At 47.4% G+C, this 17,111-nt stretch carries 12 protein-coding genes and 1 tRNA gene; 6 read left to right on the forward strand and 7 right to left on the reverse strand.

Annotated features, from left to right (window positions below):
- Positions 1-13: 13 nt before the first annotated feature.
- From EBR25_05160 to glmS, 6 genes are all read right to left on the reverse strand, one after another.
- Positions 14-1,903: a penicillin-binding protein 2 gene (locus EBR25_05160; GenBank protein ID NBW40382.1), complete on the reverse strand. Its 1,890-nt coding sequence runs from the start codon at positions 1,901-1,903 to the stop codon at positions 14-16.
- Complete coding sequence (locus tag EBR25_05165) at positions 1,903-2,232, reverse strand: hypothetical protein (protein NBW40383.1); 330 nt, start codon at positions 2,230-2,232, stop codon at positions 1,903-1,905. Before EBR25_05165 ends, EBR25_05160 begins: the two co-directional genes overlap by 1 nt.
- Before the next feature lie 23 nt (positions 2,233-2,255).
- On the reverse strand, positions 2,256-3,188 hold the full coding sequence (gene rsmH / locus EBR25_05170; GenBank protein NBW40384.1) for a 16S rRNA (cytosine(1402)-N(4))-methyltransferase RsmH: 933 nt from the start codon (positions 3,186-3,188) through the stop codon (positions 2,256-2,258).
- 22 nt (positions 3,189-3,210) lie between these two features.
- Complete coding sequence (locus EBR25_05175; GenBank protein ID NBW40385.1) at positions 3,211-3,729, reverse strand: division/cell wall cluster transcriptional repressor MraZ; 519 nt, start codon at positions 3,727-3,729, stop codon at positions 3,211-3,213.
- Between the two features lie 327 nt (positions 3,730-4,056).
- Positions 4,057-6,258, reverse strand: coding sequence for a catalase/peroxidase HPI (gene katG, locus EBR25_05180; GenBank protein NBW40386.1), 2,202 nt, complete (start codon positions 6,256-6,258; stop codon positions 4,057-4,059).
- A gap of 258 nt (positions 6,259-6,516) precedes the next feature.
- Positions 6,517-8,349: a glutamine--fructose-6-phosphate transaminase (isomerizing) gene (gene glmS, locus EBR25_05185; protein ID NBW40387.1), complete on the reverse strand. Its 1,833-nt coding sequence runs from the start codon at positions 8,347-8,349 to the stop codon at positions 6,517-6,519.
- 420 nt (positions 8,350-8,769) lie between these two features.
- On the opposite strand from glmS, the gene EBR25_05190 reads away from it, so the two are divergent.
- The 3 genes from EBR25_05190 to EBR25_05200 all read left to right on the forward strand — a co-directional run bounded on the left by EBR25_05190 (position 8,770) and on the right by EBR25_05200 (position 9,659).
- Positions 8,770-9,264, forward strand: coding sequence for a dihydrofolate reductase (locus EBR25_05190; protein ID NBW40388.1), 495 nt, complete (start codon positions 8,770-8,772; stop codon positions 9,262-9,264).
- A gap of 92 nt (positions 9,265-9,356) precedes the next feature.
- Positions 9,357-9,433: transfer RNA gene (locus EBR25_05195), tRNA-Arg, on the forward strand.
- A complete protein-coding gene (locus EBR25_05200) occupies positions 9,426-9,659 on the forward strand; it encodes a hypothetical protein (protein NBW40389.1) in 234 nt (77 codons plus the stop codon). Before EBR25_05195 ends, EBR25_05200 begins: the two co-directional genes overlap by 8 nt.
- Here the strand turns inward: EBR25_05200 and lysS are convergent, their stop codons facing one another.
- On the reverse strand, positions 9,660-11,306 hold the full coding sequence (gene lysS, locus EBR25_05205) for a lysine--tRNA ligase (protein ID NBW40390.1): 1,647 nt from the start codon (positions 11,304-11,306) through the stop codon (positions 9,660-9,662).
- A gap of 248 nt (positions 11,307-11,554) precedes the next feature.
- On the opposite strand from lysS, the gene EBR25_05210 reads away from it, so the two are divergent.
- Genes EBR25_05210 through EBR25_05220 form a run of 3 tightly spaced genes read left to right on the forward strand, consistent with a single transcriptional unit; the run spans position 11,555 to position 17,079 of the window.
- A complete protein-coding gene (locus tag EBR25_05210) occupies positions 11,555-12,805 on the forward strand; it encodes a TolC family protein (GenBank protein ID NBW40391.1) in 1,251 nt (416 codons plus the stop codon).
- A 12-nt stretch (positions 12,806-12,817) separates the two neighbouring features.
- Positions 12,818-13,942 carry a hypothetical protein gene (locus EBR25_05215; protein ID NBW40392.1) on the forward strand — a complete coding sequence of 375 codons (1,125 nt, stop codon included), beginning with the start codon at positions 12,818-12,820 and terminating at the stop codon, positions 13,940-13,942.
- A gap of 29 nt (positions 13,943-13,971) precedes the next feature.
- On the forward strand, positions 13,972-17,079 hold the full coding sequence (locus EBR25_05220; protein ID NBW40393.1) for an efflux RND transporter permease subunit: 3,108 nt from the start codon (positions 13,972-13,974) through the stop codon (positions 17,077-17,079).
- The last annotated feature ends 32 nt before the right edge of the window (positions 17,080-17,111 follow it).

Here is a 17,111-nt window from a genome sequence, read left to right on the forward strand (position 1 = left end):
ATACTAACAAATACTATTGGTAGTACCCCACCCGTTGGAATCCTTGTTTTTGGGACGGTGTGCCGTTGGCTGGAGGTCTACTAATAATCATCCCTTGAGATGAATCGTCCCATCGCTCGTTGAGTCCTTCATAGGGTCGTGTGTATTCATTTCTCGTTGATAGCGTATGGAGACTTCTCTGCATAATTCGTTTGAATACGGGAGCCGATGCAACCCCTCCATAGATTGCCCTTCCTCCATCTATGGTACTGGCTCGTGGACGGTCCATCACAACAAGTAAGACTAAAGGCTCAGAAACTCCGAGTGCACTCCCATCAGCAAACCCTGCAAACGAAGCGACATACGCATCATCTTCGTATCCTCTTCCATCCTCTCGAGGCCTTTGAGCTGTTCCTGTTTTTCCACCGACGATTACCCCAGGAATACGAGCTCGAGATCCCGTCCCCTCTTTCTCTTCCACTACTCCTACCAACATTCTTTTAGCAAGGTTCGCCGTATCAGGTGTGAGTACCCGCTCAGGAAGCTCTGGAGAAACGTCATCCAGGATCAGTGAGACGCTCGGAAGAATGCCACCATTGGCCAGCGCAGACATTGCTCGAACAATTTGCAATGGAGTAACCGCAACGCCCTGTCCAAAAGAATGAGTTGCGATGTCTATTGGATACCACTGTTTCGGATTCCTCAAAAGTCCAGATGATTCACCAGGAAATGGAAGTCCTGTTTTCGAGCCAAAACCAAAACGACGAAGCCCTTGATAAATCCGCTCCTTTCCGAGTCGATCTCCCAGCTTGGTCATACCAATATTTGAGGAATGAACAACTACATTGTAAGTCGAAAGCAAACTGCTTGGATGTACATCATTAATGGTGTGGCCGCCATAGCGGTAAGAACCCTTCTCACAATTAATCAACTCATGAAAATGAGTCTCTTCCTCTTCGATTGCCATAGCCGCAATGAATGGTTTTAGAATTGAGCCTGGCTCAAAGGACAATTCAAGCGCGTGATTCTTTAAGAGCTCTCGACTATCGAGAGCAAGCTGATTGAAGTTTGGGCTTGGAGACTGGCTCATTCCAAGAATTTCTCCAGATGTAGCATTCATCATTACGGCGAACGCTCGATCGGCTTGTGCCTTCTGCCGTCCTTCTTCAAGCTCTTCATCCATAATGAGCTGTAATGATGCATCAAGAGTTAGCGATAGCGGCGAGCCTTTAGGGATACCCTTCAGCTCATGACTCACATGCATAAGTTTCCCAAAGCCATCACGAACCACCTCTGTATTCGCCTCTGATGTATTGAGATGTGTATTGAAGCGCGCCTCAAGCCCAGAAAGCCCACCTCCGTCTATCCCGACTTTACCAATGAGGGTTGATGCAGCACTCCCGTACGGATAGTAACGTCTTGACTCAAGAAGGTAACCAACTCCTCGAAGCTCCTCTTTTTCGAGCGCCTCTGCTGTTGGTCGAGGAAGCTGCCTTTTGATCCAAACGAATCGTGACTCAGACTCCATCCGCTGTAGAACATCTTCTTTATCAATTCCGATAAGATTCGCGAGTTTCACCGCCGTGACTTCCTTGTCACGAATTTGATGAGGGCGAATATAAATAGACGCGCTAGGTACAGAGGTTGCAAACAACTTTCCATTACGGTCGCGAATGGCTCCTCTCTCCGCCGCAAGGGTGAAGCTCGAGCCATGCTGCTTCTTTGCGCTTCCTTCCCATGAGTGCGCATCTGCAATTTGTAGATGATACAATCTTCCAATAACGACCATTGCCCAAAGACAAGCGACGGCGCTTACTATTTTCACTCGTGTGCGACGATTTACATGCACTAAAGGAGATGTCTGTGACTCCACTTGGGCACGTGCAGCATAATCTCGAAAAAGGTGGAATTGACTCTCGGACATCAACCATTCACTCCAGCAACAATACGAGTAATTTGTGATGTCTCAGGCTGCTTTAAGTTAAGCTCATCGTATGCTCTTTTTGCCAGCAAGTCGGGGCGAGTTGCTACCGAGTACTGGAGCTCCAGCTCCTGACGTTCATAGTTGAGCGCTTGTGTTTCTTCCCGAAGCTCCGCTATCTGATATCCAAGCTCAATTCCCTCCAATTTCACCCAAATTCTGTGTGAGAGTGAGATAGCAAGCAGTAATACCGCAAGAATATGCAGTGTTGTTTTTGATTTTGCAGCTTCACGATCGAGATAAACAACCTGATGCTCAAGACAAATTGACATAGTTCCCCCCTGTATAACCTTTCTTACCTCACCTCATTTGCCGAAAACTGAAAAACACGTAAACGCGCACTCCTTGAGCGTGGATTCGCCTCTTGCTCCTTTGCTGTTGGCACTATTGCTTTTGGAGTTAATAGACGTCCCAAAGACTGGCTCTCATGCTGAAATACACCAGGCACATTTGCTGGCAATCCTTCTCCCCTCCACTTTCTCATTCGTCTTGCAACTAATTTATCTTCTAACGAATGAAAGGAAATGCACGCAAAGATCCCGCCTGAAGCTATGGCTGTCGGCACAAAGTTCAGAAGATTCTCAATCTGTTCAAACTCAGCATTTACCTCTATTCGAATAGCCTGAAAAACTACGGTGGCAGGATGCTTTCCAAACCGATCCTTCATCGGAGTTGCGTTTACAATTGCATCAGCAAGCGAATCAGAAGTGTGAAATGGACGCTGTGACAAAATTGCTGAGACGTATCGCTTAAGATTCTTTCGAACGCCTCCTTCAGCAAGAACGCGCGTTAATTCTCCAGCGGTGTAGTTATTCACGACAGTCTCGGCTGTCAGCTCATCCTCTGGATTCATCCGCATATCAAGGCGGGAATCTTCTCGGAAAGATATTCCTCTTCCGTCTTCAATTTGGTCAGAAGAAAGCCCTAAATCGGCTAAGATGCCACTAAAAGGTCCGTGCTTTGATATTGTTTCGAGTTCAGAGAAGGAGTGGTGATGCAATGAAAATCGTCCTTCAAATGGTTTCAGTCGGCTTGCAGCTCTGCTAAGAGCCTTTTGATCGCGGTCGATTCCAACGACTTGCACACTTTCTGACGCTTTCAACATTGCTTCCATATGACCCGCGCCGCCTACCGTACAATCAAGAAAAACTCCGCCTCTGTCGAGCTTTAACGCCTTAATAACCTCTTCCAGGAGGACCGAAACATGCACCGTAACTTCTCCTGGCATACCTGCAATCCTTCATGCCCCCTTAGATATCTACATCTGAGAACAACTCAGGGTTCTCTAAAAGCGCCTGTTCAGTCTCTTGAAAAATATGTTCCCAAACTCGGCTATCCCAAATCCGGAATCCGTGAATTGAGCTCGTAAATGTCACCTCACGCTCAAGACTTGCATATTGTCGAAGGTGTGCTGGAAGAAGGATTCGCCCAGAGCGGTCAAGCGGACACTCCGCAGCACGACTTAAGTAAAAATTCTCAAGCCGCTGAAGTTTACTGCTAAACCGACTCTTCGCCCGAAGCCGCGCTTCAAAGTCACGCCATGCGGGTTCGGCGAATCCTTCAACACAACGAGAACCGTCTGAAATGTAGTTCGTAAGAACGACACTAGTACAACCTGCTCCTCCAAGAACTCGACGGAACTCTGAAGGCAAACTCACCCGACCCTTATCGTCGAGCGAGTGAGAAAAGTTGCCCCGGAATGAAAGTAGCGAACCTGTAGAAACCTCTTGTTCTAACTCTGATTGAGAAGAAGGAGGATCATTCCCCATATCAAGCCACTCAAAAAACGGTTAGAGAATCTCGCGGGGCACCACTAAACGAAATTCCCAGTTTATCCCACTTTCACCCACTCCAGCCATAGTAGTGCCAAACAGGCTTTCCCGTCAACCAAAAAACCTCGAGATTTAGCAACTTTAAGTGAGATAAAGTAAAATCCGTTGAAAAGTTGATGCGTGACAACACATTAGCCGAAGAGCTTGGAAGTCAGCCTGACGAAACGAGAGAGGCCCCTCTCACGTCTTCCGCAAGAGGGGCCTCTCCTGAACTTGTGGGCTTCGCTATCAAGAAACAAAGCCCTCTTCTTTTTGAGAAGGGTATTAAGCGATATCGAAACGATCCAGATTCATCACCTTCGCCCATGCAGAGACAAAGTCATGAACAAATTTCTCTTCGCCGTCGCTCGCACCATAGACTTCAGCAAGAGCTCTGAGTTGAGAGTTCGAACCGAATACAAGGTCGCATGCCGTACCTGTCCACTTCACTTCCCCACTGGCACGATCTCTTCCTTCATAGAAGTGACTGCATTTTGCTGATTTTTCCCACTCAAGATTGTTATCAAGCAGGTGAACGAAAAAGTCATTCGAGAGAACTTCTTTCCGTTCGGTAAAAACACCAAGTGGAGAATTTCCAACATTCGCATTTAAGACCCGCATCCCTCCAACGAGCACCGTCATCTGAGGAGCGGTAAGCGTTAGAAGACATGCTTTCTCAAGCAACTGCTCTTCCGCTGGAATCCCAACACTCTCCTTCCCAATAAAGTTTCTAAAGCCATCACTTTTTGGCTCAAGAACTGCGAATGAATCTACATCCGTCTGCTCTTGCAAGGCATCGGTTCGGCCTGGTGTGAAAGGAACCCTGACATCATATCCAGCTTTTTTAGCTGCTGCTTCAACAGCCGCGCATCCACCAAGCACAATCAAATCCGCCGCTGAGATACGCTTATTCCCGGACTGACTCGAATTAAAGTCCTCTTGAATATCCGCTATGGCCTTCAAAGCCTTCTCAAGCTCTGCTGGCTCATTTACCTCCCAGGAGCGCTGTGGATTAAGTCGAATCCTCGCTCCATTGGCACCACCACGCTTATCAGTTCCTCGAAACGTTGATGCAGATCCCCATGCAGTTGCAACCAAAGTTGAAATCGAAAGACCTGATGCCAGCAACTTCTCCTTCAATGTCTCAATATCCTGCTCACCAACCAACTCATGATCGAGGGCAGGCACTGGATCCTGCCAAATCTGTGGTTCTGAAGGCACCAGAGTTCCAAGGCACCTTGAAACTGGCCCCATGTCACGATGCGTCAACTTATACCATGCTTTCGCAAACGCTAATCCAAACTCCGCAGGATTCTCGTAAAATCGTCTGGATATCGGTTCGTACGCTGGATCCATCCGCAATGCCACGTCAGTTGTTAACATCATCGGCGCATGTCGCTTTGATGCATCGTGAGCATCTGGAACCGCATCTTTTGCAGCACCATCTTTAGGCTTCCACTGCCACGCACCACCTGGGCCCTTTCCCACTTCCCAGTCGTACTCAAAAAGGTTTTCAAAGTAGTTGTTATCCCACTTGGCCGGCTCATTCGTCCAAGCTCCTTCTATTCCACTGGTAATGGTTGCTGCTCCGTTTCCGCTTTCAAAGGAGTTTTTCCATCCAAGGCCCTGCTGCTCTATCGGAGCCCCCTCAGGCTCGACCCCTACATACTTCCCGGCGTCTGCTGCTCCGTGACATTTTCCGAACGTATGACCACCAGCAATCAAGGCCACTGTTTCTTCATCATTCATCGCCATTCTGGCAAACGTCTCACGGATATCCCGAGCTGCAGCCACAGGATCGGGCTCACCGTTTGGTCCTTCAGGGTTCACGTATATCAGACCCATTTGTACCGCGGCTAGCGGGTTCTCCAACTCGCGCTCACCTGAGTATCGCTTATCTCCGAGCCACTCTGTCTCAGGCCCCCAATACGTATCTCCTTCTGGCTCCCAAACATCTTCCCTGCCTCCAGAAAAGCCCAACGTTTTAAAACCCATTGATTCCAAAGCGCAGTTGCCTGCAAAGATCATGAGGTCTGCCCATGATATTTTCTGTCCGTATTTTTGCTTTACCGGCCAAAGAAGTCTGCGTGCTTTATCGAGGTTTGCATTATCTGGCCAGCTTCCAAGAGGAGCAAACCGTAGTGTGCCTGAGCATGCCCCTCCGCGACCATCACCGATTCTGTATGTTCCAGCACTGTGCCAAGCCATACGAATAAAGAGTGGTCCATAGTGACCGTAATCAGCAGGCCACCAGCTTTGAGAGGTTTTCATCACTTGCTCAACATCGGCCCGAAGCTCTTCGAGGTTTACTTTAAGAAACTCTTCTCCATAGTTAAATTCAGGTGCCATTGGATTAGACTGTCGAGAATTTTGATTCAGTATTTGAAGATTCAGTTGTTCAGGCCACCAGTCTTTATTTGATAACGCACCAGCCTCTGTATGTCGTCGAATACCTCCCATTACTGGGCATTTATTTTCTTCCGTCATGTTCTCTCCAATAAAATACTGAAAGTATCACCACCTAACGGCATCACTTCCTCATAGCGAACCGTGGCAAACCACGCCTTTATGCCTATCACGAAATCAAGCTGGATTAAAGAAGCTTTGGTTGGTTATTTCATCCCTACGAAACACTCAATCTCGATTCCACCTAGCAGCACTGATACGAGTGTATCAAAAAGCAGAAACATAAGTTGCTCTACAGTGCTACTCCATAGTGCTGCTCCACAGCACTACTCCACAGCACTACTCCACAGTCACACTTTTCGCGAGGTTCCGCGGGAGATCCACATCTGTTCCGTTCAACTCGGCGATATAGTACGCAATGAGCTGCAAAGGAATGGTAAGCAGCACTGGGCTCAGCAGATCATGAAGAAAAGGAATTTCAATTACCCTTTCGCACACCTCCCGAAGATCATCCGCTCTATCTGAATCAGTTACAGCAATGATGCGTCCATCCCGTGATTGGACTTCACGTAAGTTTGACAATGTCTTATCAAACTGTTGGGCAGCTCTTTGCAACGTAATCACTACCGGAAGGTCCTTATCAATCAAGGCAATTGGACCATGCTTCATCTCACCCGCTGGGTAACCTTCTGCATGTATGTAAGATATTTCCTTAAGCTTTAAAGCTCCCTCAAGCGCTACGGGATAGCACGACCCCCTTCCGAGATATAAGAAATCAGAAGCCGTGTAGAATTCTTTGGCAACCTCCTCAAGCTGGGGCTCAAGGGCTAGGGCTTCACGCATCGTTGATGGAAGTTCAATAAGCGCTTGGGCAATCTCCTTTACTCTTTCCGAAGAGACGACTCCTTTCTTTTGGCCAAGAAACGTCGCAAACAAGAGAGCTGAAACTAACTGCGTTGTGAACGCCTTCGTGGAAGCAACACTAATCTCTGGTCCAGCATGAGTAAACAGCACATGGTCTGCCTTCCGTGCAATCGAGGACCCCAACACATTACAAATCGCAAAGGTTTCGCAGTGTTGCTTTGCAAGCTCTAGTGCCGCTAGCGTATCTGCTGTTTCACCCGACTGACTAACAACTCCGACAAGAGATGTCGAGCTCAAAATTGGTTCGCGATAGCGGAACTCTGAAGCATAGTCCACATCGCACGGAATTTTTGCCAGCGCTTCGATAAAAAACTTGGCAACGAGACAAGCATGCCATGCCGTTCCACAGGCCACCAAAGTAATACGTTCAATTGCTTGTACATAGTCTTCATTAAATTCAAGATCTGATAGAAAAATCGAGCCTTCATCAAGATTAAGACGCCCTCGAAACGTCTCGCCCAACACGCCAGGCTGCTCGTGAATTTCCTTCAACATGAAATGCTTGTATCCACCTTTTTGAGCAGTTTCTGCATCCCATGAGACTTCTTCTATCGCACGCTCAACAGGCAGACCTTCGTGTTCAATCCGTATATTTCCAAGCGAGACTTCAGCAAGGTCTCCATCTTCAAGGACAATTACTTTTTTCGTAAATGGAAGAATCGCGGGGATATCACTGGCAATAAATACTTCTCCGTCACCAAGTCCGATAACTATCGGAGTCGCATTTTTCGCAACAAAGATCCGGTCAGGATGTTCTTGATCGATCGCCAAAAATGCATAGCTCCCGCGTAACTTCTTACATGCTGTTTGCAGTGCTTCAAATGGCTCTTTGCCCTTTAGTTCTTTCTCAAACAGCTTTGCCGCAATCTCAGTATCAGTCTCAGAAGCAAAGGTTGCCCCCTCAGCTGCGAGCTCTGCACGCAACTCAAGGTAGTTCTCGATTATTCCATTGTGAATCAGACTCACGCGCCCAGCTCTATGGGGGTGAGCATTGTGCTCCGAGGGTTTGCCGTGTGTTGCCCAACGAGTATGCCCGATACCGAGAGTTCCTTTCTTTCCGCGTGATTCGTCGGCGAGATTATCTCTTAAAGCCTGCAATTTGCCGCGGGCACGAGCAATGAAAACGTCTCCATCCTCAGCGATAGCAACTCCTGCCGAGTCATAGCCGCGATATTCAAGCCGTTGTAGCCCACTTAAGATCACATCCAACGCAGGCGTATCTCCAATATAACCGACGATACCACACATATTTCGCCCCCTCTCAACTAACGGCACAAGACTATACTAATGGCTCACAGATGAGAAGCCTGTCTACGATACACGGCATTCATGGCAAAAATGAACATCGAAAACCTGTTGGAACACAGGTTTTTACCCCTTCTGATTATTCAAATGGACTAAGCGTAAAGAGCTGAGATTCTCCAGTTACGATGATCGATACCTTAGACTACATGGGATACATCCCGATGACGGACCTCAATAGCAGACTCCTCACAATCTCATAGGGTCAAGCAAACCACCGATTTTTACCTCTTTCCCCTTGCTGAAGCTTTCAATGGGCAGCTACCATCCATGGTAACGCAGACTTTCACTCCCATGTTAGCCAAAAAAAGATGGGAATGTGCCGTACTACACCTGATAACGTACGAAACAAAAGAGGAGCTTCTTATGAAAATTAAAGCCATAGCGGCTATGGATGAGGGGCGAGTTATCGGAATTAAGAACTCCCTCCCCTGGGATATCCCAGAAGATATGAGATATTTTATGCGTCTGACGAAAGGGCACTCCGTGTTGATGGGCAGAAAGACCTTTGAATCCACTCCGCTTAACTCCAAGCCGCTTCCCAAGCGGTTAAATATTGTAGTTACGAGAAGTCCCGAAAAATATCAAGAACGAGAGTCTCTTCACTTCATCTCTGATCCAATAGAGTTTTTAGAAAAGTGTAAGAGCGGAGAAATCTCACTTCCATCCGACGAGCTATGGGTCATTGGAGGATCTCACCTGTACGAACAGACAATGCCCCTCTGGGACGAGGCCCACATTACTCTAATAAAGGGGCGACACGAAGGAGATGCCTATTTCCCCCCATTTGAGGACACCTTTGAGCTGGTGTCCAAGGAGGAGATTGAGCCTTGTATATTCCGGCACTTCAAGAAGAAATGAGTCCACTTGGCTCAGGCTTTCATTTCTGATACTTATTTGACTCTTGGAAGAGGGGGAAACCCGAGTCTATCGGTTTAGTTTTCTCCCAATGGGCACCCTTAGCTCAGTTGGATAGAGCACTTGGCTTCGAACCAAGGTGTCGGGAGTTCGAATCTCTCAGGGTGCGCCATCTTTCTTTTTTTCGAATAGAACTCCTGTACTCCCTTGCTATCATAGAGCCACATTTTTGCTATTCGCATTTTGCTCTCTTCGCGTTTCGCGCACCGCGCATGACCTGTCTTCTTTTTACGAATCTCATACGTTCTGAGCACCGACATCAGTATCCGTCCGACGCACTTCTTTTCTGGGAAGCAGTCTCTACAGAGAAGGAATACTATCCTGCCAGCTTATCGTGATTACGCTGAAGGCACTGCCGCTTGAAGAAGCTTCAGTACGACATTTCGATCAAGAGCCCAGAGAAAGGTGGAAAGTCGTGGGCCAGTATCATCAGCAATCAGAAGATTATAAATATCTCGAAAGAACGCTTTTTGACGCGGCTTATTCTCTTCCATCGATGCATCTGCACGTTTCGGTATGGCATATACTGCGTCATTCAGCTCATTAATACTCATCGGCTCTGCGCTCGAGGCGTCACGCTCAAGCAGCTCATAGAGCGCAGTGATATGCTCGACCCGCTCTGAAGTCATCTCATTCACAAAGTCACTATTTGGAGCCTCGAGAAGTTGAATCCGTTCATGAGGATTGAGTGAAAGCCATTTTTGAGCATATTGCATCCTCCGCACTACTCCATCTCGCCCATAGCTCTGACCCATAGCCTCTAAAATATGCATCATCTTATCGGCTTGAAACTGTACGATTTGGCCAAACGAGACTGCTTGTCGGAAAGGAATTGGGTTTTCCTCTATCGGGTCTGAAGAGGTAGCAAGCTCACCTGCAATCTCAACAGCTCGTTGTTGAGAATGGTTTATTTTCTTGCTTCCACTTCGGATACGAGCAAGCTCTCTGTCGAATTCATCATACTGACGAAAAATCTCAGAATCGAATGCAAAGTCAAAAACCTGTTGAGGTCGGGAACGGCTAAAGAGCCACATGAGCAGCCGTGGATCATAAAGGTCTAACAAGTCCGCCGGAGAAACGGTATTTCCGCTCGAGCCAGACATCTTGCCTGCTCCACCACGAATTCCGATGAACTCATAGATAGTTGATACAGGCGGCTCACTCTTGAAAATAGCCCGAGAGATTGCCGATGAGGTGTCAAAGCTTCCATTCTGAGAATGGTGGTCTTTCCCCGCGGGCTCAAAGGCTACTTGCTCGTGCTTCCAACGCATAGCCCAGTCAGATTTCCAGGGAAGTTTTACAATATGAGTTTTTGTAATATCGATTGTTTCCTGATTCCCCGTATCTTTACATCGGTATTCAATGGAGCACTCTCCATCAAAGCTAAGAACTTCGGTATTGCTCTTTCCATTAAAGCTTGAATAGACCGTAATCGGATAATATTGCTCTCGCTCCTGCTCCGTCATCCCCTGAGTTCTAAACTGAGCCATGATCTCAGCTATCTCCCTACGATTTCTTAAGCAGTAAAGGATTGCATCATCGTACGTACCAGCCCTGTACAGCTTATGCTGATACCGATATTCGAGTTCAACTCCCAGGTCCTGCAAAGACTCTTCGAAGCGAAGCTGATGCCTTTTCGCATACGACTCGAGCTTGTCCTCAGGATCAGGAACATCGCAAAGCGGCTTTCCTAGGAATTCAGAGAATGTCTGCGGGACTCCTGCTGGGACTTTCCGAAAAACATCAAAATCATCCCAGGACAAAAGAAACAAAACATTATTCCCCATAGCTTGAAGTGCTTTGAGCACCATTCCAGTAGTAGCAATGTCTCGAAAGTTCCCGATATGGACATGGCCAGAGGGGCTAATGCCTGCTGCTCCGACGTATGTATCACGCCCTGGAAAGACTTTAAGCACCTTCTCGGCGAGTTGCTCCGACCAGTGCCATCCCCCCTTTGGTGGAGCTTGATGATTCTCAGTGCTCATGGCTCTTCTCCTGCTTAAAAAATCCGAAACCGTCCCGCTCTGGTCATACCATAAGTTGAAATGGAATTGTAGCGTACCGACAAGAAATGAGGCCCCGTAAATAGCGGGCCTTACATGGACCAAAGAGCCCCCTCACCAAAAACTCTCCTACTTACTTTCAGAACGCCTGTCATCGCGCTAGAGTTTGGAGGAGGTTCAAGCGCACCGCTTTCTATGAGTAAGAGCAATTACAACGCTACGTTTTTACAATGATGTCAAAAAAACTCGTTCATCCCCTACTCTTTGTTACAACACTCCTCATATCAGCTGCTATTCCGCTTAGCCTAACGGCTGAGCAAGCGGGCTTCATAACCTTTAAGGATGTCAAACTTCACGCTCTCGGCAACAGCCCGCTACTGAGAGAGCTGGGGCTTGAACTGGACAAAGAGATTGCTCAAGCAATGGAGGTTGAAAGTTTACAAGATCCTCAGCTCCAAGCTTCGATGGGACTTCCCACCTCAGACGAAATCGGTGGACCAGAAAAACAGATTCAAGTTTCGCTCACCCAGCCAATCAGGCTTAGCGACTTTGGCGTAAGAGGGGATGTTAGCAGGCTGCTCCGCATCGTTGCTTCGCGAGAAAACAAGTTCGCTGTTCAAAATTTTATCACGAAACTGGCTCTGGCTTATGATACTCTTTGGAGACTACAGATTGAAGAGCAACATCTAAAAGAGCAGAGTAGATGGGGACAAAAAGTAGTACGCCTACTCTCATCCTCAGCTAATAGCGGACGATTCTCCGTCCCACAAAAAAAGATAGCACAAGCCACTCTGGCCAAGATAAAAGCAAAACTGCTCGGCCTAGAACATGAAGTCTCCATAGCGCAAGCGAACATCACAAGACTGACTGGCAAAAGCCTGCCTCATAGACCGCTTGCTAAGATTGAGCTTAATGAACTTCCGGGGTTTGCGTTCCTATGGAATGAAATTGAGCAGAGTGATATGAGCGTTTTAAAAAGACTATCTGCAAAACAACAGCTCCACCGCTCTCAAGAGAATCTCGCCCAAAAAGACCGCTATTTGAGTCTACAACCTCAAGTTGCATACTCCAAGAATGAGGATGGGGATAACTTTCTAGGAATAGGATTCTCTATGAATCTCCCCCTATTTCAGGGAAACCGTGCCGAGCGATACCGGAGCAGTTCACAAGCCAGTGCAACGAACGACAGGCTGAACTACTTAAAGAGTCATGAGTTTAGAGACGAGTTCAGGCTTTTCCTCCATGGGGCCTCTGCGAAGCTACAACAAGCTAAGGTTTTTCAAGAAGAGGTCGTTCCAAAACTCAAAGAGGCTCTCGATAGTTCAGAATCACTCTTTAACAATGGGCAGTTAACCGTGCTTGAGCTATGGGAAGCGAAAAGTGATTATCATGAAGGACTAGATGATTCGACCGCTTTATGGAGCGAGGTTCTGGCTATGCAATTAGAGGTATTTGTTTTAACAGGATGGTCTTACTTTTAAGGATATATCGGTATGAAGAAAATGTATCTTGCCGTTGCTTGTCTTCTCCTTACTCCACTAAACGCGAACGCTGGGGATGGACATGCTCACGGACCGGACGGGTCGCACATCTCGAACGCCTTTCAATCCGCCGGAGGAGGCAAAGTTATAAGTCTTTCTGCTGAAGCAGAGGAAAATCTTGAGATCAAAACCGAGACAATTACTCCAAGGCCCATAGCTCCAATTCACACCTTGTATGGTCGCATAACTGCGGACCCTAGGCGGGTAGAGCAGATTACAGCACCATTCTCGGGCAAGGTAGAAAAGATCTTTGTTTTACCCGGCAGCTTTGTCGCCCGTAATGAAGAGCTGGTTAGAGTAATCCCCCTGCAGGTAGGAAGCACTCCCTTGGTTTTGAAGGCAAAGCAAGGTGGATATGTTACTGATTTAAACGTTTCTCCTGGCCATATTTTTGAGCCTACAGAGAACTTACTGACTGTTAACGACCTTGAAGTTGTTCTTTTCGAGGGCGATTTATTCGACTTAAGCAATGCGAACAAAATAAAAACAAGCCACTCATGTGAGGTCCATACCAAGAGATTTCCTGGTAAGCACTTTGCGTGTCAGATAGAAACTGTTGATGCCACCCTCAAGGGCAATCCACCGGTGGGTCATGTTCACGCTCGCCTGGTCAATCAAGACGGCGAGCTGAAACCAGGCATGACGGGCGAGATTCATCTGGCGTTTGGCGCGCAACAATTAAAGCTGACTGTGCCAGAAGTAGCTGTGCTTGGTAAGTTTGAGAAGACCTTCGTTTACCTCAAAAATAACGGAGCTTATGAACGTGTCTTTGTTCGACTTGGGGAGAGCTATGGCGATGACATGGAGGTACTAGAGGGTTTGTCGCCAGGCGATATGGTAGTCACCCGTGGGCACTATCAGCTACAGTATGCTCAGTCAGATACAGAGCATACCGGTCATCACCATGAGGCCTCTCACCATGAAGCTACCCATACGCATAGCCACGAGGATGAACATAGCCATGCTGAAGAACGTAGCTCTGCGGACGAAGATACTGACCAGCATTCGCACGATAGTCACCGACATTCTCATGATGAAGCACATGACCATCACGATCATGAGGATCATCAACACTAAAAAACTTTCGGGCTTGAAATAGACATCCTATGATTGATCGTATCATCCAACTCAGCCTTAATAATCGCATCACCGTATGTGTGATCGCGCTTTTACTGAGCTGGTATGGATTCTTCTCTTTCTCGACACTTCCCATAGATGTTTTGCCAAACCTAAACCGTCCTGTTGTTAGCATTCTCACTGAAGCACCAGGCTATGCGCCAGAGGAGGTCGAGACACAGATTAGTTTTCCCATAGAGTCGGTACTGAACGGAGCTCCTGGAGTTCACCGAGTTCGCTCTGCGTCAATCCCTGGACTATCTCTTGTCTGGGCTGACTTTGACTGGGAGTCTGATGTTTATCTTGCACGACAGATTGTAACGGAAAAGCTGCAACAAGCCGCTGTACAACTTCCCCAAGAAGTAACTCCCATGCTCGGTCCGGTGTCTTCAATCATGGGAGAGATTATGCTCATTGGGCTCACGAGCGATGAGCCTTTCAATGCTGAATCGATGATGAAACTCAGAGATTTTGCTGAGTGGACGGTGCGACCTCGTTTACTGTCCATCAGTGGAGTTTCACAGGTCACGGTCATTGGTGGGCATAAGAAGGAGTATCATGTGGTTGTTGACTCCGAGAAGCTTATTAGCCATCAGATAGCTCTTTCAGAGGTAAAAGATTCACTCGCGGAGGCAAATGTAAATGCCTCTGGAGGCTATCTTATAGGCCCTTACGAGGAGCAACTCACCAGGGCTCTTGGAAGATTTGAGAGTAAGGCCGACATAGAGCGTTCGCTTGTAAGTAGAGCTGAGCATGAGTCCTCCGCACTGGTACAAGTGAAGCATTTAGCGGAAGTGCGAGTGCAAGGTCCGCTGGCTAAGCGCGGAGATGCGGGGGTAAATGCTCAATCAGCAGTAATTCTTACGGTGCAGAAACAACCAGATGCAGATACTGTTGCTCTTACAGCGCAAATTGAACGAGAGCTACACTCTTTAAAAGCGGGACTCCCAGAAGGAGTCAGCCTCCATCCAAATATTTTTAGACAGAGCCGTTTCATAAGCAGGGCTATTGAGAATGTAAAAGAGGTTCTGCGCGATGGCGCTATTCTCGTCAGCATAGTGCTTTTTCTTTTCCTGCTAAATTTCAGAACGACCATAGTAACGCTGGTAGCAATCCCTCTTTCGATAACCTGTTCACTTATCTTCTTTCGATTTTTTGACCTTTCGATTAACACGATGACCTTAGGAGGTTTAGCAATAGCTATTGGTGAACTGGTGGACGATGCCATTGTTGATGTTGAAAACATCTTCCGTCGGCTACGAGAGAATCGCTCTCTCCCAAACCCCAAACCAGCCCTAAGCGTGGTATTTGAAGCCTCGAAGGAGATAAGAAATTCGATAGTTTTTGCAACTCTCATTGTAGTTCTGGTGTTTATTCCACTATTTGCGCTTACGGGCATAGAGGGCAGATTATTCAGGCCAATTGGTTATGCTTATGTTACCTCCATTTTAGGCTCACTACTTGTTGCGCTAACAGTTACGCCTGTACTGGCTTCATTTTTGTTCCCGCGCATGAGCCAACTTACTGACAACCAAGAGAGCACTCTCGTCAGGTCGCTGAAACGGCTACACAGACGAGGACTGGATCTCGTGTTTCGGTGGAAAACGTTAGCTTTCAGCTTTCTGTTGTTCTGCATGACAGGAGCAATCTTCACCGGCAGTCAATTTGGTAAAGAGTTCTTACCGCCATTTAATGAGGGTGCATTCACTGTATCCGTACTATTGTCACCGGGGACATCTCTATCGGAGTCCAATCGTGTCGCAAAGAAAGCAGAGCAGTTGCTCTTACAACTTCCAGAGATTGAACTTACGGGAAGAAGAGTTGGGAGAGCCGAGAATGATGAACATGCGCAAGGAGTGCATGCCATAGAGATTGAGGGCGAGTTTAGTGCTTCTGAGAGATCACAAGATGATATAATGGCTGATATTCGCACCAAGCTCGCTACTCTTACAGGCGCATCAGTGAGCGTAGGGCAACCTATCTCGCACCGTATTGACCATTTAGTTTCTGGGGTCCGGTCGCAACTTGCCATAAAGATATTCGGGGCTGACCTAGCCGAGCTACGAGCACTAGCCGAGGAAGTGCGTCGATTAGCAAGTTCTGTAGAGGGAGTAGTCGATTTATATGTAGAGCAACAGGTTCTTGTTCCTCAGGTTCATATTAGGATTGATCGGGAACAGGCTGCGCTGTTGGGCCTTACTGTACAGCAGGTGGCTGAGATAGTCGAAACTGCGCTCAAGGGACGGGTTGTAACGAGAGTAATTGAGGAGCAACGCAACTATGATGTAGTTCTGAGGGTTGACGATGTGCTTCGCAAAAATGCAGAGACCTTGAAGCAACTACCGATTATTCTCAATAATGGTCAGTATGTGCCACTGGAGGCAGTAGCCAACATAGAGCGAGCTCGCGGCCCGAATACAATTGCTAGGGAGAATACTTCACGACGCATAGTTGTATCTGCCAACATTGCGAATAGGGATATAGTATCGGCGGTGGAGGAAATTCAGCTTCGTGTGAGTCAAAACATGCCCCTGCCGGAGGGATATTTCATCTCTTATGGTGGTCAGTTTGAAAGTCAGGTGCGTGCATCTTCCCTTATCTATGTGTTGGGGGCACTGGCTTTAGCCAGTATTTTTCTTGTTCTTTATTTTCATTATCGAAGTTTAAATCTGACTTTACAGGTAATGTTAGCGGTCCCGTTTTCATTTATTGGGGGAATTCTTGGTGTGTATGTAAGTGGTGGCGTACTTTCTATTGCGTCTCTGGTTGGGTTTATTACGTTAACTGGAATCGCCACGAGAAATGGAATCATGATGATAGATCACTATTTGCACCTCATGTCAGAAGAGGGGGAGAACTTTACCCTGCAGATGATTTATCGAGGCGCTTCAGAGAGGCTCGTTCCTGTGCTTATGACCGCTTTAACTGCTATTTTAGCCCTTACTCCCATCTTGCTTGGGGCAGAAGCGCCGGGGAAGGAAATTTTATACCCGGTGGCAGTTGTTATCTTTAGTGGCTTATTTACTGGGACCATCTTGAACCTGCTTATCACCCCTGTCGCCTTTTGGCTCTTCGGCAAGAACTCACGCATACCGTGAGACGCTATGTAGCACGTACCGAGTTGAGCCTT

Source organism: bacterium (assembly GCA_009926305.1).
GTDB lineage: Bacteria > Bdellovibrionota_C > UBA2361 > UBA2361 > RFPC01 > RFPC01.